The sequence below is a fragment of the Craurococcus roseus genome (assembly GCF_039523795.1).
GTDB classification, from domain to species: Bacteria; Pseudomonadota; Alphaproteobacteria; order Acetobacterales; family Acetobacteraceae; genus Craurococcus; species Craurococcus roseus.
The window spans coordinates 30449-45559 of the sequence record NZ_BAAAFZ010000031.1 but is presented as its reverse complement, the minus strand read 5'-3'; the positions used below and the strand labels follow the sequence as shown (position 1 = coordinate 45559).

The window sequence follows — 15111 nt, the reverse complement described above, 5'->3', positions numbered from 1 at the left end:
CGACGGCGGGCTGCGCGTCGACCCCGGCGAGAGCGGGGCGCTGCGGGCGGCGCGCGCGGAGGAGACCGCCCTCTTGCGGCGCGCGATCGCGGCGGCGGTGCCGGGCCGCAGCGCGGCTTCCCATCCTGCCGGCGGGCATGTCTGCCTGTCCCGGCCGCCGCCCAGGCCGCCGCTCGTGGCCACCGCCACGCCCCTTAGCGCCGCCGGCATGGCCTCGGCCGGCCTCCCGCCGGCGGCCATGGCACTGCTCCTGGTGGCCGACCCCGAAGCCCGCACGACGGCCCCGCCGCCCGCCCTGCTGCGCGAGGCTTTCGGGTTGACGCGGGCGGAGGCGGAGGTCGCCGCGCGCGCGGCCCTGGGCGACGGGGTGCCCGCGCTCGCCGCCTCGCTCGACATCTCGCCGGGCACGGCGCGGCTGCACCTGCACCGGGTGTTCGAGAAGACCGGCGCGCGCCGGCAAGCGGAGCTGGCCGCGGTGCTGGGGCGACTCGGGTCCTAGACCCGTTTCAGCCTGACTGCGGTCAGGCCGAACCGCGTCCAGGGTTTGCTGGACCGGCGCTTCACGCCCTGAGTGTTTCCACTCAGGGCGATCGCGGTCTAGGCACGCCGATGCTCCCCGCCCGTCCAACCCGCCGGTGCGCGGCGCCGTGCACGCGCGTCACATCGGTTCGTTCGTGACGTCGGTGTTGGTGCCGAACCAGAGCGCGACGCGGCCTTGCGCGTCCCGGACCGGAACCGCGCGCGTGAGGAACCACCGGTAGTCGCCATCGGCCCCGCGCAGCGGGAAGGTGTCCTCCCAGGGCTCGCCGGCCTTCCAGGCGCGCCGCACGCGCGCGATCTCGCGCTCCAGGAACTCGGGATGGTGGGCTTGGTGCCAGCCCCAATCCCGCGCCTCCTCCGGCGTCAACCCGGTGAAGTCGTACCAGCGCCGGTTGTACCAGACCCGCCGGCCGTCGGGCTTCGCCATCCAGGCGAGCTGCGGGATGTTGTCCGCGATGGCGCGGAAGCGCGCCTCGCTTTCGGCCAGCGCCGCTTCGGCCGCGCGGCGCTCCGTGATGTCGCGCAGGTGGGCGGTGAAGAACGTCCTGCCGCCCACCGAGGTCGGCGTGACGGCGAGTTCGGCCGGGAAGCGCGAGCCGTCCGCGCGCAGCGCCTCCACCTCGACCCGCCGCCCCAGCATGGGGCCCTCGCCGGTGGCCAGGCAGCGCGCCAGCCCGCGCCGGTGCGCTTCGCGCGACTCGGGCGGGATGATCAGCTTCGCCATGTCGGCCCCGAGCGCCGCCGCGCGCGCGTGGCCGAAGGTGCGCTCGGCTGCCGGATTCCAATCGACCACGCGGCTGTCCTGGTCGACCGTGACGATGCAATCGAGCGACGCCTCCAGAATGGCGCCCTTCAGCGCCTCGCTGTCGCGCAGCGCCGCCTCGACCTCCAACCGGCGGATGGCCGCGCCGAGCAGGCCGGCGAGGGACAGCAGGAAATGCGCGTGCTCCCGGCGGAAGCGGCGCGGCGCCTCCGCGTCCGCCTCCAGCACGCCCCAGACCGCCCCGCCGGGCACCCGCACCGGCACGTCCAGCGACGCGACCACGCCGTGCTCGCGCAACAGACCGGACCACTCGAAGCCCTCCGTCGCGCGGCCGTCCTCGACCGCGACGGCACTCCCGGTCAAAAGGGCGCGGCCCGGCGGCGAAGCCATGCCGGCGGGGAGCGTGGCGCGGCCGACCACGCCGGGCCCCCAACCCACGCCGGCCCGGACCAGCAGGTCGCCGGCGTCGGGGCGGTGCTGCAGGACCTGCGCCCGTTCGACGCGGAGGGCCGCCGCGGCGTGTGCCGCCGCCTCGGCGAGCAACGCGTCGAGATCGAGGCCGCCGCCGAGCGCGCGGGCGCTGAAGGACGTGACGAGGGCTTGCCGCCGGGCGGCCCCGTACTCCGCCGCCGGTGCGACGTGGTGGTATTCCATGGGGCGCCGCCATCCCGGAAGGACCTGCCCATCATAGCCCGGCCGCTTTCCCCGCCGCGTATATCGTTCGTGCGATGCGGGCGCGGCGGCCGCGGGCTTAGATTGTCTCGCGCGGGCGGGGACGGCCGGGCCGCCCCAGGCACGACGCCCGCGACGGTTTCACCGGCGTGCACGCGACATCCCGCGCAGAACCTCCACGGGAACGTCGAGGAGGGACCCATGATCCGCAGCACCGCGTCCGCTTCCCTTTTCGCCCTCGCCCTGGCCGCCGGCGCGGCCCAGGCCCAAGCCCCGCGGGACGGCACCGCCGCGGCGCTGGACGGCAACGTGGTGGGCGGCGGCGTCGCCGCACTCTCCGGCGGCGGCGACGACGCCACCGTCACCTACAGCGCGGGCGGCGCCGGCGGCGGCATGACCTTCCACGCGCAGCCCGGGCGGGCCGCCGGCTTCGCCGGCAGCGACGGCGACGGGCCGGTCGTGCGGTACTCGGCCCCCGCCGACACCAACCCCGGCCGCGAGGCGTGGCTGCTCGGCGGCGGCGACAACGCCGAGGTGGTCTACATCCGCCCCCGCTGAGTCGTCGCCCAGGAGCCGGCCAGGAACCGCCTTGGCCGGCTTTGCTTCGGCTGCTTCCCTGCCTGCCCGGGGACGCCGGCGAAAGTGGGCCGGCGGTTCCGGCCGCCTGCCCCGGCGGCCCGCGTGTGGGCCGCGCCGACGGGACACGCCCGGCGGGCAGCCAACGCGACTGTCTCATCTCCCGCGGTGCGCGCACCCGCACGGCGGTGCTTGGGCCCGCTTCGCCCGTGGCATCCTCCGGCCCGGGCCGCGGGGCGTGCCGGGCGGCCTCCGCGATGAGGACAACGGCATCGGCGACCGCGGATCGGACAAGGAAAACGAGGGCGTGCGCGCGGCGCGGCACATAATTCCGCTCAGAAGCGCGCATTTTTCTGCGGCGTATATCATTCGTACGACGCGGCCGCACCGGTTGCAGGGTTAACGTGATTTTGTGGACGGGAATGGTCCAGCCGACAGAAAGGCCGGAACCGCCCCGTCAACACACGCAAGGCATTCAAAAGAGAGCTTCCACGAAGACTTTTTTGGGAGGAATCCATGATCCGCAGCACCGCATTCGCTTCCTTCGCCATCCTGGCCGCGCTCGCCGCGGGCCCGTTGGCCAGCGCGCATGCCGAGGCCGGCAACGTCGTGGGTGGCGGCAGCGCCGCCATCTCCGGCGGCGGCGACGACATGCAGATCGCCTACAGCGCCGGCGGCGCGGGCGGCGGCACCGCCCTCCTGTCGCAATCCGGGCGCCTCGCCCGCTTCGCCGGCGGCCACGGCGACGGTCTGCTGGTGGAGTACACGGCCCCGGCCCCGGCCGACACCGGTCGGGAGGCGTCGCTGGTGGGCGGCGGCGAGAACGCCGAGGTGGTCTACAAGTAGCGCCCCCGAGCCGTCGCTCGGGACCGCACGGAAGCCGGCCAGGGACATCCCTGGCCGGCTTCGCTTTCCGTCCTGCGCACCGGAGCGGGCCGCGGACGGCCGCGGCCGCAGGCCCCGCGCGCGGCCGTCGTCCGTCCCGTGGATACGAACCTCCTCGATGCCCGATGCCCTCGACAACCGCCCTGCGGCAGCCACGCATCGCCGGGCGGCCGCCCTGTGGCTGACCTTGGCCGCCACCGGCGGCGCGGCGCGGCCCATCAGGACCTCCGGCGACCACCCATCCCGCGTGGTCGTGCCGGTTCCGCCAGGCACCTCTCCCGACGTCGCGGCGCGCCTCCTCGCGGAGGGGCTGTCGCGCCGGCACGGCCGCCCGCTCGCGGTGGACAACCGCGCCGGCGCGGACGGCGCGGTCGGCGCCGCGGCCTTCGCCAGGGCCCGACCCGGCGAGGCGCTGTTCTTCGGCATGGCGGACCTGCTGACCGTGGCGCCCCTGGCCGGGGACCCGCTCCCCTACGACCCGGCCGCCGACTTCGCGCCGGTCTCGACCGCCGCCACGGACTTCTTCGTGCTCTCCGTCCCGTCTGCCATGCCGGCCCGCACGCTCGACGCCTTCGTTGCCCACGCGCGCGCCCGGCCGCCCGGCGAGCTGAGCTGGGCCGGCCCGGCGCGCACCGCCGCCTACCCCGCTTTCCGCGCCTTCCTGCGCTCGGCCGGGCTGGAGATGGCCTTTGTGCCCTACCGCGGCGGTCCGCAGGCGCTGCTCGACCTCGCGGAGGGGCGCATACAGGCGGTGGTCTCGACGCTCGCCGCGGCGCTCGGGGCGGCGCGCGGCGGCGGCAAGGTGCGCATGCTGGCCACCGCGGCGCGCGCGCGGGCGCCGGCGGCGCCCGAGTTGCCGACCGCGGCGGAAGCGGGCTTCCCCGGCTTCTGGGTGGAGGGCCTGCTCGGCCTGTTCGGCTGGCGCGGCATGCCGGAAGCGGCGCGCGACTCGCTGTCGGAGCAGGCGCGCGAGGTGCTCGCGGACCCGGCCGTGGCGGGGCGCTTCGCGGCGGCGGGAATGCTGGCGCGCGGCTCCACGCCCGCGGCCTTCGCGGCCGAGATCGCGGAGCACCGCGCGCGCTGGGCGGCGCTGGCGCGCGAGTTCGGTGTCGGGCCGCCGCCGGGCTAGCCCGCTCCGGCCCGCTGCCGGCGGGTCGCTTGTCGCCGGAGGAAGCCGCTCCGCGGCGCCGAATCGCGCGCCGCGACCTTGCGCGCGCGCGGAACGCATAGACATGCTCCGCACCGACAAAGCGCGGAGCGATGCGCAGAACCCTCGTCATGCTGGTGGTCGGGCTGACGCCCAGGCTCCTGGGGCCCCACACGCCGCGCCTCGCCGCGCTGGCGCGCGGAGGGGCCATGCGCCCGCTGCGCACCGTGCTGCCGGCGGTGACGTGTTCCGTGCAGTCGAGCCTCGCCACGGGCCTCGAACCGGGCGGGCACGGGATCGTCGCGAACGGGTGGTACTTCCGCGACCAAGCGGAGGTGCACCTGTGGCGTCAGTCGAACCGGCTCGTGGCCGGGGAGAAGATCTGGGAGGCCGCGCGCCGGCGCGACCCATCCTTCACCTGCGCGAAGATGTTCTGGTGGTACAACATGTACTCCAGCGCGGATTTCAGCGCCACGCCGCGGCCGATGTACCCAGCCGACGGGCGCAAGATCCCCGACCACTACGCCGAGCCGCCGGAGCTGCACGACGAGCTGGACGGGCGGCTCGGCCCGTTCCCGCTGTTCAAGTTCTGGGGACCGGCCACGGACGTCTCCAGCACCCGCTGGATCGCCCGCGCCACCGAGCACGTCATGCGCAGCCGGCGGCCGACGCTGACGCTCTGCTACCTGCCGCACCTCGACTACGGCTTGCAGAAATGGGGGCCGGACCCTTCCGACCCGCGCGTCGCCCAGGATCTGCGCGAGGTGGACGCCGTGTGCGGCGAGTTGATGGACGCGGCGCGCGAGGAAGGGTGCCGCGTCGTCGTCGTGTCGGAGTACGGCATCGTGCCGGTGCGCGGCGCGGTCCACGTCAACCGCGCGCTCCGCGCCGCCGGCCTGCTGCGCCTGCGCGTCGAGATGGGGCGCGAGTTGCTCGACGCCGGCGCCAGCCGCGCCTTCGCCCTGGCCGACCACCAGCTCGCCCACGTCTACGTCCGCGACGAGGCCGACCTGCCGGCGGCGCGGCGCGCGCTGGAGGGGCTGGACGGCGTGGCCGCGGTGCTGGACCGCGAAGGGAAAGCGGCGCGCGGCCTGGACCACCCCCGCTCGGGCGAGCTGGTCGCCCTGTCCGCGCCGGATCGCTGGTTCAGCTACTACTGGTGGGAGGACGACGCGAAGGCGCCGGACTTCGCCCGCACCGTGGATATCCACCGCAAGCCCGGTTACGACCCGATGGAGCTGTTCCTGGACCCCGCGCTGCCGGCGGCGAAGCTCCGCATCGCCCTGCGGCTGGCGCAGCGCAAGCTCGGCCAGCGCGCGCTGCTCGACGTGATCCCGATACGGGGCACGGCGCTGGTGAAGGGCTCGCACGGCCTCCTGGCGGAGGACCCGTCGGACGGGCCGCTCGTGATCTCCGACGCGCCGGAACTGATGCCGGCGGAGGGCGGATCGGTGGCGGCGACGGGCTTCAAGGACCTCGTGCTGGAGCACGTCTTCCGGGGCTGAGGCGGCGCGCTCCGCCGCCGCGTCACTCGATGACGAGGTCGCCCGGCCCGCGGCGGCGCAGCTCCTCCACGCGGGGCGTCTGCCCGCCGCGCAGCACCGAATTGCCCATGTAGAGCGTGCGCTGGTCGATCGGCGCCGGGTCGAGCCAGTCCGCTTCCTGCATCTGCCCGTTGCGCCCGTACGCCGCGAGCGCGTTGCCGTAGGTCACCAGCCGGATCGCGTTCTCGCCGATGCCGCCGCGGCGCAGCAGCTCGGCGGTCTTGGGGACCGCCAGCGGGTCGGACACGCCCCAGTCGCAGGCCGAGTCCACCAGGATGCGCTCCGGCCCGTAGCGGCGGACGATCTCCACCATCCGCTCGTTGCCCATCTTGGTGCCCGGGTAGATGGAGAAGCCGGCCCAGAAGCCGCGGTCCAGCACCTCCTTCGCGGTCTCCTCGTTGTTGTGGTCGATCACCACCCAGGAGGGGTCGAGGCCGTGCTCCTCCACGACGTCCATGGAGCGCGTGGTGCCACGCTTCTTGTCGCGGTGCGGCGTGTGGACCATCACCGGCATCTCCAGCTCGCGCGCGAGTTCGAGCTGCTGGCGGAAGTAGCGGTCCTCCAAACCGGTCTGCTCGTCGTAGCCGATCTCGCCGATGGCGACGACGCCCTCCTTGAGGGCGAAGCGCGGCAGGATTTCCATCACCGCCTCGGCCAGCTCCTCGTCGTTCGCCTCCTTGCTGTTCAGCCCGACCGTGCAGTAGTGCCGCAGGCCGAACTGCCCGGCGCGGAAGCGCTCCCAGCCGACGATGGTGGAAAGGTAGTCGATGTAGCTGCCGACGTTGGTGCGCGGCTGGCCGAGCCAGAAGGCCGGCTCGATGCAGGCGACCACGCCGGCCTTCGCCATCAGCTCGTAGTCGTCCGTGGTGCGCGAGATCATGTGTGTGTGGGTGTCGATGAACATGAAGCCGTGCCCCCTTACGCCGCCCGCGCCGGGGCGGTGTCCAACGCCGCGCGCGCCGCCGCCCGCTCCGCCTCGTTCCCGGTGCGCAGCACGCGGGCGAGGTCCCCGCGCGCCGCCTCGTCCGCGAAGGGCCCGACGCACCGCCAAAGCTCGGGGCTGACGGGCCGCCCGGCCGCCCAGCGCTCGTGCGCGTAGTTGCACAGCATCCGCGCCAAGGCCGGGTTGGCGCGCCGGTCGAGGCCCTGGATCGGCGCCAGCGTCGTCTCGATGAACAGCGCCTTGAGCACGAGCTGATTCCACCCCGCCTCGTCGAACGCCTCGGCGGGGTAGGGGTTGGCGTGCGCCACAGCCTCGAAGACCGGCCGCATCCCGCTGCGCGCGCCTTCGCGCGCCCGCGCCAGGTGCAACCCGGGATCGGGGTAGAGCGGCAGGCCGCGCAGGAAGCAGATGGCCTCCGACAGATCGGCGGTCTGGAGCAGGCTCCGCAGGCGCGCGGCGAAGGCGGGGCCGGTCGTGCCGTCCGCCAGCAGCAGCACCAGCCGGCCCGCTTGGTCCACCGTCCAGCCGCGCGGGTCCCAACCCCGGCGCGCGGCGTTCGCGGCGGCCAGGTCCCCCGGGCCGAGCGAAAGGTCGGCCTTGCCGAGCCGGCGCGGCGCGAGGCTGACCGCCAGGTTGAAGTCGCGTTCGGGCACGCCGGCCCGCAGGCGCTCGCGCTGGGTCAGGAACCAGTCCGCGGCCCCGGCCGGCAATTGCCGTTCGAGCCAAGCGGCCATCAACGCTTCCGGGGTCATGCGCGTCCCTCCTTCCCGCTCCGCAGTCACGTGCCGCTGACGCAGCGTTGCAGCGCCAAGGTCGCGGCGAAGCAGCCCAGCGCGAGCGGCACCGCCCCCGTCCAGCCGGCGATGGCCAGGAACATCGCGTCGAGCAGCGCGATGCCGGCGATCAGCGACACCACGGCGCGCGGGATGTCGCCGGGGCGCCGGCGCCGCAGCAAGGCGAGCGCCACCCCGATCCAGCCCGCGAGCGCGAGCAGCACCAGCCAATCGGTCGCCGCCTCCGCGAGCCAAGCGCCGTAGGCGAGCGGCGCCGCCAAGAACAGCAGCGGCCAGAGGTTGCCGACACGCCCCAGCGTCTCCTGCTTGGCGATGTAGGTGAGGCCGATAAGGTAGCAGAGCGACACCGCGGCGGCGGCGAGCAGCGGCGCCGGCAGCACGGCCGTCGCCGCCAAGCCCGCGGAGACGTAGGCCAGGACCCGGCACGCGCCCATCCACAACGGGCTCAGCGGGTTGCCTTTGTGGTGCCAGTTGTAGGCGAGGACGGCGCCGCCCAGCGCCAGCCCGGCCAGCACCGCCCACTCCGCCGAGACGCCGAAGCCGCAGGCCGCCGCCAGCAGCATCGCGACGCCGCCGAGCAGCAGCGCGAAGCCCGCCGCGAAGACCGTGTTCGCCTCCGCGGCGCCGGAAGGGATGGGGCGCGAGGGCCGCTCGCGCGCGTCGACCGCGCGGTCGAACGCGTCGTTGAGGTACATGCCGCCGACGTAGGACAGCGACAAGCCGAGCGCCGCGGGCACAGTCGCCCAGTGCCACGGCGAGACGCCGGCCAGCGCGACGCCCGTGATCGCGTTGGTCCACACCGTTGGCAGGTTGGACACGCGGCCGAGCCGCAGCGCCGCCGCCGGCGTCATGCCGCCAGCTTCTCCCGCACCCAGGCGATCTCGCGCGCGATGGAAGCGTCCAGTCCGCCGGCGCGCAGCTCCGGCGGCAGCACGTCCCAAGTGTAGGTCTCCACCTCCAAATGTGCGCTGACCCCGTCGTCGCGCTGCCGCGCCAGCATGTCGAGCAGCGCCGGTTGCGTGGTGGCGAAGCCGTCGAGCGCCCCGCGGAAGACCGGGACGTGGCAATGCACCCTCCATTCCCGCGCGCCCGGGACGGCAGCGCCGCCGTCGCGCCAAGCGTCGAGCGCGTCCGGCAGGTCGAGGAAGCGGACGAGCCCATCCGGCCCGCGCTCGACCACTTGGTGCAGGTACACCCCGTCGTCGAAGCGGCGGAGCCTTTCGGCCGCCGCGGCGTCCATCCGCGGGACGGCCAGCGCCGAGGACAACTGCAGCTTGGCCACCGAGACCCCGGCGCGCCGCAACAGCGCGAGGCTCTCCTCCGGCGCCTCGAACTCCACCGCCGCGTGGCAGACATCGAGGCAGAGCGCGAGGTGGCGGCGCAGCAGCGCCTCGGACGCCGCCCGCGGGCGGCCGGACAGGGCGGCGAAGCGTGCCACCGCCCCGGCGCCGAACAGGTCCCGCTCGAAGAACACGACCGCCTCCGCCGTGGTCTCCAGCAGGCACATCGGCTCCGGCTCCAGGGCCAGCGCGATCCGCCGGCCGGTGCGGTCCTCCAGCGCGGCGAGGTGCACGGCGTGCCGGAGCAGCGCGTCCGCCATCGCCCCGCGCGCGCCAAGCGCCGACGCGGCGGGGCGGAAGCCGCCGGGCACGGTGCTGATGCTGCCGATCAGCCCGGGTTCATCGGGCAGCAGCGCCGCCAGCAATTCCGCCAATCGGTCGGTGTAGGCGAGCCGCTCCGGCGCCCGCCAATCCGGGGCGTAGACCCGCTCCTTCACGGTCCCGCCGTGGAAGCGCCCGTAGGGAAAGCCGTTGACCGTGAAGACGTACAGGTCTTCCCGGCGGAGGAAGTCGCGCAACGCGTCGAGTTCGGCCGGGTCGTCCAGCCCGGCGACGGCGGCGGCGGACAAGCGCAGCCCGACGCCCATTGGCGCCCCCGGCGAGGCGAGCCGTTTCACCGCCGGCAGATGGCACCGCAGCGCGTCGAACGTCTCGGCCCAGCCCTCGCCGCGGTGGACGTTGGTGCAATAGGTCAGGTGCGCCGGGCCGGACGGGAGGAGCAGCCTCATGCGGGCCGGCGCCGCCGGGTCCACGAGCACTCAAAACCGGTTCGCGCAGAAAACATCAGAAGCAGCGCCTCGTACCGACCGCTTCCAGATGCGGACGAGCCGGCAAAGGCAAAGGAACCGGGATCTTGAACTACGCGTGAATACTTTCGGCGTTCAGTATTGTGGGTTTTGCTTTATATATAGAAAGGCAGTTTGCCGCCACGCCGCTTTGCAGGCATGCCTGTTCCGTCGTGGGCCCGCGCCAGCAAGCAAGTTTGCTTGCGGGCCGGCCCACGCGCGCGGGCCGACGCGCTCACAGCGCGCGCACCGCGTCGCACCGGGCGGCCTCCGGCGCCGCGGCAGGCCGCGGCGCGCCCAGCTCGGCCAAGTGCGCCGGCGCGCCCAACAGCGCCGTCAGCTCCGCCCGCAGCGACGCCAGCCCCACCAGCGACACCCGCGACCCCGGCTCGAACTCGCACAGCAGTTCCACGCCGGAGCCGGGCCGCGCCTCCCCGAGGGCCACGGGGCCGGACACCCACAGGCGCCGCACGCCGCGCGCCCGCAAATCGGGCGCGGCGGCGCGCAACGCGCGGAGCACCGGGGCGAGTTCGGGGACGCGGCGGCGGCCCTCCTCGGCCAGGAAGCGCTCCACCAAAGCGCCCACCACCTCCTGCACCGTCTTGCTACGCGCCGCGGCCGCGGCCTTGAGGCGGTCCCGCGCGGACGGCGGCAGGCGCACGGACAGCAAGGCGGGGTCGGGCATGGCGACGAGCATGGAACCTCCTGGGCGCGCGCGCGGCCGGCGCGTCGGCCGCTGCCCGGGAACCGGCCCGTGGCGTGCGGAGTGAACACTTCGTGACGCCCGGCCGCGCGGCGCGTCCGCTGGAATCCTAGGGGGCTTTCCCGACCGCCGTTCGATCGGGCGTCCGCGCCCGCCCGTTCCGGTCGGACCGCTCAGCCGGCCCGGAGCGCGCCGTCGCCGGGCGGCGGGGCCGAGGGCGGCGTCAGGCCGGCGGCGGCGGCGGCCAGGACGGCCTGCGGCAGGGTGCGCGCCCCGAGCCGTTCCATGACGCGCGCGCGGTAGACCTCCACGGTGCGCGGGCTGATCCCGAGGTCGCGCGCGATGGTCTTGTTGGTGCCGCCCGCCAGCAGGAGGTCCAGCACCTCCCGCTCGCGGCCCGACATGCTGGCGACGCGCGCCTTCGCAAGCTCGGCCGCGCGGTCGCGCGCCCCAGCGTCCTGTATGTCGGCCATCGCCGCGGCCACCGCCGCGAGCAGGTCTTCTTTCGAGCAGGGCGTCTCCAAGAAGTCCGCGGCCCCCGCCTTCATGGCCCGCACGGCCACCCCGACGGCGGCGCCGCTGCGGCCGGCGACGATCACGGGCAGGGCGACGCGGCGCGCCTTCAACTCCCGCGGCACGGCGAGGCCGACCGCCTCCGCCTCGGTGGTGGCGAGCACCACGCAGCCCGGCAGGAGCGCCGGGGCGGCCTCCAGGAAGCCCGGGATCGCGCCGAAGGTCCTCACTTGGTAACCGGCGCCGCCCAGGGCGCGGCTGAGCCACTCGTGCATGTCGGGGGGGCCGTCCACGACATAGACGACCGACCCCTCGTGCTGTGTGGTGTCCTTCGCTATGCCGGCCACCCGGGTGACGCGCCCGGCAGCGTCGCGGATGGGGAAGAAGGTGTCGCGTATGCGGCGCACCGTGCCGTCGGGCCGGACGATGCGGTATTCCTCCACGGCCGACCCGCCCCGCCGGACCTGCTCCATCGCGGCGGCGGCGCGCGCCCGGTCGTCCGGGTGAACGGTCCCGAGCCAAAGGTCGCGGGACGGTCCGTCGAAGGCGGTCCGCGGCAGGCCCCAGACCCGTTGGAAGGCGGGGCTGAGGTACTCGACCCGCATCGCCGCCGCGTCCAGGAGCCAGAGCACGTCCGTCGAGTGCTCGGCGAACTGGCGGAAGCGCTCTTCGCTGGCGCGCAGCGCCGCTTCCGCCCGCAAGCGGCAAACGGTTTCCCACGCGTTCTGGGCCACCTCCCGCGCCGCGGCCGTTTCGCTGTCGTGCCAGCGGCGCGGCGCCGCCCGGCCCGCGTGGAACACCGCCGCGAGGCGGCCGTCGTCCCCGAGCAGGGGGACCATGATGCCGGAGCGCAGGCCGAGGCGGGCGAAGCCTCCGCCCGACGCACGCGGATCGGCCTCCGCGTCGTCGACGCGGACGGCGCTGCCCGCCCGCAAGTCGCCCGCCAAGGGCGCGCCCAGGTCGGCCAGGCGCCACCGGCGGCCTGCCGCGCCCGCCGCCGGTCCGCCGCCTTCCCCGGCGCCGCCCTTCCACTCGCTGTCGATCGCGGCGAACGCGCCTGTCGGATAGGCCTCGCAGCAGCCGGCGCGGTCCGCGCCCAGGTGGCGGCCGAGCATGGCGACCGCCGCCGCCGCGACCTCGCGCGGGTCGGCCATGCCGCGCAACCGGGCGCCCACATCGACGAGGAACCTGAGCCGCCGTTCGGCCGCCACCCGGTCCGTCGTCTCGTGCGCCGTGGCCAGCACGCCGCCCACCACGCCCGTCTCGTCCAGGATCGGCGAGTAGGAGAAGTTCCACCACGTCTCCTCTGGGCGGCCGTTGCGTTCGAGCGTGAGCGGCAGGTCCTCCAGGTAGCCCGCTTCGCCGGACCGCGCGCGCGCGGCGACCGGGCCGATCGCGCTCCAGGTTTCGGGCCAAGCCTCCTCGAAGGGCCGCCCCAACGCGTCGGGACGGTCCCCGAGGGAACGGACAAAGGCGTCGTTGGGGAAGCAGAGGAGGTCGGGACCCCAGGCCAACAGGGTGGGGAACCCGGAGCCCAGCACGACGCCGAGCGCGGTGCGCAGCGATTGCGGCCAAGCGGCGGGAGGCCCGATCGGCGTGGCCGACCAGCCATGGGACCGCACGCGGGCCCCCATGGCGCCGCCCCCGGTCGGGAAGGGCGCGGACGCCGCCGGTCGCCCGTCCGCGGCGGGCGGCGCGCGGGTTCCCGCGGTGGTCGTCGCGTCCTTCAACGAGCGCCGACCCGGCGCCGCCGAGGGCCCCGATCCTGATCGCGCGTTCCTGCCACTGGTGTCCGTTTCCGCGATTACTGCCGGTCGCGCCGCCCCGTCGGCGCGGGGAGCGGCTTTCTTCTAAACGACGTGGCGTCGGCGGCTGTTCCCTCCAAGCCTCGATGCCGCCGGATGGCCGCGCGGCCGCCAACCGCGGTTCCCCGGCGCCGGCAGCCCCCAACCACGGAACCTCCGCAAGCTAGCCAGCTTGCCGGCTAGCAGGCTTCCGTCTGACCCGGCGTGCTTGCTGTGCTTTCATGTGGCAAACCAGCATGTACAGACGACACCAAAGCACCAAGCACTTAAAATAACCACAAATCTTTGAAGACAATAAATCAGTAATGTCCATGTATTCACGCTGAATTCAGCCTATCCATGCTTCTTGTACCCCTGGCTTCTGGTGGGTTGATGCGCAGTTGGTCCGGAAGCGCGGCCCCGACCTCGTCCTGTTCGGACAGAGCGCGACACCGGAGACCAAAATGAGCGGAACGACCTCCACCACAAGTTTCAGCAGCGACGACGCGTCCATCCCCGCCGCCATCGGCGGCGGCGGCGCGGCGGGCCCCTCCGTGGGCGCGGGGAGCGCCACCGGCCCGATCGCTTCCGTGAACACTGCGGGCGTCGATTTGGCAGGGCTGCCGGCGCAGTACTCGACGGCGGGCGCCGAAGGCACCGGCCTCGGCTTCTTCTCGCGGCAACTCGAGTCCGCGCCGACCGCGGTGGCGGTGGGCCCGGACGGCGCCCTCTACATCAGCGCGCTGTCCGGCCTCCCCTACCCGGAGGGCTACGCCAGGGTCTTCCGCGTCGCCGACCCGGAGGCCACCACGGGCTTCGACGGCCAGGTCCCGAGCGGCGTGCCCGAGGTCTACGCGAGCGGCTTCAGCCAGATCAACGGCCTCAGCCTCGACGCCAAGGGCAACCTCTACGTCCTCGAGTACGTCAACGCGGCCTCGATCTACGACCCGACGCAGCAACCGGGCGACCTGCCGCCCAGCCAGGTGGTCCGCGTCGCCACCGACGGCACCCGCACCACGATCTCCGGCCCCGAGGTCAAGCTCGGCAACTACGTGTTCGCGGATAAGAACACCGGCGACGTCTACGTCTCCATCAACAACGCCGACATCGACAACGGCCAGGTGCTCCGCTACCGCGTGGACGAGGCCACCGGGCAGGCGACGAGCGTCGAGGTCGTGGCCAGCGGCTTGAACAACCCGCGCGGCATGGCCATCGGCCCCGACGGCCACCTCTACGTGAACGAGCAGGGCGTCGGCACCCCCGCCGACTCGCCCGACGCCGCGACCGCGCCGACCATCCCCTTCATCCCCGGCGTCGTGAACGAGCGCGGGGGCTTCACCGCCTCCATCACCAAGGTCGAGCTGGACGCCGACGGCGGGCAGGAGCGCGTCTTCACCGGCATCCCGTCCATCCGCGAGGTCAACGCGGTGACGGGCGAGGACCGCGTCATCTCCGTGGGCTCCAACGGCTTCACCATCGCGCCCGACGGCACGGCCTACGTCGCGGCCGGCGGCGGGCTGTCGTCGGCGACCGCGGACGCGTTCGGCCCGTTCGGCGACTACGTGAAGGGAATCCTGCGGATCGAAGGGCTGTTCGACGGCGACCCGTCGGACGCCACGATCACGCCGACCTTCGACTCCGTGGCCTACGCGGGGCAGTTCGGCCCGGACGGCTCCACGACGCTGTTCAACAACCAGAGCAACCTGAACGACGTCGTCGTCGGCACGGACGGCAAGCTCTACACCGTGGACGCCGCCCGGAACGTGATGTACGGCTTCGAGGAGAACGGCGACCAAGCGGCGCCCGACAGCGTCACCGTGTTCCAGAAGCAGCCGCCCGTCCTGACGCCGCCGCAATACGCGGCCGTCGTGGCGGCCGGCGGCGACCCCTCGGCGGACTACCGGGTCGAGATCGCCAGCATCACCGGCAAGGCCGCGAACGGCGCCCCCGACACCCCCGGCCGCGCCCAGGCCGCCGCGAACTTCACCCCGGCGGACCCCAGCGCGGGCGTCGCGGGCGCACCGCCGGGTGGCGCGCCGCCCGCCGGCCAGAGCGGCGGCAACGTGCTGCCGGGCGGGCTCGGTGGCCAGGCCGACGTGAGCGGCGGACCTCCGCCGGGCGC

The 15111-nt window shown here is 74.3% G+C and carries 13 protein-coding genes; 6 read left to right on the top strand and 7 right to left on the bottom strand.

Translation table 11 applies throughout. The features are described from left to right. A partial coding sequence (locus tag ABD067_RS12545) for a helix-turn-helix transcriptional regulator (RefSeq protein WP_343895640.1) occupies positions 1–499 on the top strand: 499 nt, incomplete at its 5' end. 159 nt (positions 500–658) lie between these two features. On the opposite strand, the gene ABD067_RS12540 is transcribed toward ABD067_RS12545, so the two are convergent. Next, positions 659–1957, bottom strand: coding sequence for a PAS domain S-box protein (locus tag ABD067_RS12540; protein WP_343895639.1), 1299 nt, complete (start codon positions 1955–1957; stop codon positions 659–661). 219 nt (positions 1958–2176) lie between these two features. Between ABD067_RS12540 and ABD067_RS12535 the strand changes: the two genes are divergently transcribed. From ABD067_RS12535 to ABD067_RS12520, 4 genes are all read left to right on the top strand, one after another. Further along, complete coding sequence (locus tag ABD067_RS12535) at positions 2177–2533, top strand: hypothetical protein (RefSeq protein WP_343895638.1); 357 nt, start codon at positions 2177–2179, stop codon at positions 2531–2533. A gap of 534 nt (positions 2534–3067) precedes the next feature. Next, positions 3068–3397 carry a hypothetical protein gene (locus ABD067_RS12530; RefSeq protein ID WP_343895637.1) on the top strand — a complete coding sequence of 110 codons (330 nt, stop codon included), beginning with the start codon at positions 3068–3070 and terminating at the stop codon, positions 3395–3397. Positions 3398–3554: 157 nt separating this feature from the next. Further along, entirely contained in the window at positions 3555–4565 is a 1011-nt protein-coding gene (locus ABD067_RS12525) for a Bug family tripartite tricarboxylate transporter substrate binding protein (RefSeq protein ID WP_343895636.1), read from the top strand. Positions 4566–4696: 131 nt separating this feature from the next. Continuing rightward, positions 4697–6088 carry an alkaline phosphatase family protein gene (locus tag ABD067_RS12520; protein ID WP_343895635.1) on the top strand — a complete coding sequence of 464 codons (1392 nt, stop codon included), beginning with the start codon at positions 4697–4699 and terminating at the stop codon, positions 6086–6088. A gap of 22 nt (positions 6089–6110) precedes the next feature. Here ABD067_RS12520 and ABD067_RS12515 read toward each other — a convergent pair whose 3' ends face one another. The 6 genes from ABD067_RS12515 to ABD067_RS12490 form a co-directional block, all read right to left on the bottom strand. After that, complete coding sequence (locus tag ABD067_RS12515) at positions 6111–7031, bottom strand: TatD family hydrolase (protein WP_343895634.1); 921 nt, start codon at positions 7029–7031, stop codon at positions 6111–6113. A gap of 14 nt (positions 7032–7045) precedes the next feature. Next, a complete protein-coding gene (locus ABD067_RS12510) occupies positions 7046–7822 on the bottom strand; it encodes an EboA domain-containing protein (RefSeq protein WP_343895633.1) in 777 nt (258 codons plus the stop codon). 26 nt (positions 7823–7848) lie between these two features. After that, entirely contained in the window at positions 7849–8715 is an 867-nt protein-coding gene (locus tag ABD067_RS12505; RefSeq protein WP_343895632.1) for a UbiA family prenyltransferase, read from the bottom strand. Further along, positions 8712–9932: a metabolite traffic protein EboE gene (gene eboE / locus ABD067_RS12500; protein WP_343895631.1), complete on the bottom strand. Its 1221-nt coding sequence runs from the start codon at positions 9930–9932 to the stop codon at positions 8712–8714. The genes ABD067_RS12505 and eboE overlap by 4 nt, the downstream gene beginning before the upstream one ends. Before the next feature lie 292 nt (positions 9933–10224). Then, positions 10225–10686, bottom strand: coding sequence for a nucleotidyltransferase family protein (locus ABD067_RS12495; RefSeq protein ID WP_343895630.1), 462 nt, complete (start codon positions 10684–10686; stop codon positions 10225–10227). 179 nt (positions 10687–10865) lie between these two features. Then, the gene (locus ABD067_RS12490) at positions 10866–12839 is read right to left on the bottom strand and encodes a PAS domain-containing protein (RefSeq protein ID WP_343895629.1); all 1974 of its coding nucleotides are present in this window, start codon (positions 12837–12839) and stop codon (positions 10866–10868) included. Between the two features lie 614 nt (positions 12840–13453). On the opposite strand from ABD067_RS12490, the gene ABD067_RS12485 reads away from it, so the two are divergent. Further along, on the top strand, positions 13454–15111 hold a 1658-nt coding region (locus ABD067_RS12485; RefSeq protein WP_343895627.1), incomplete at its 3' end, for a ScyD/ScyE family protein.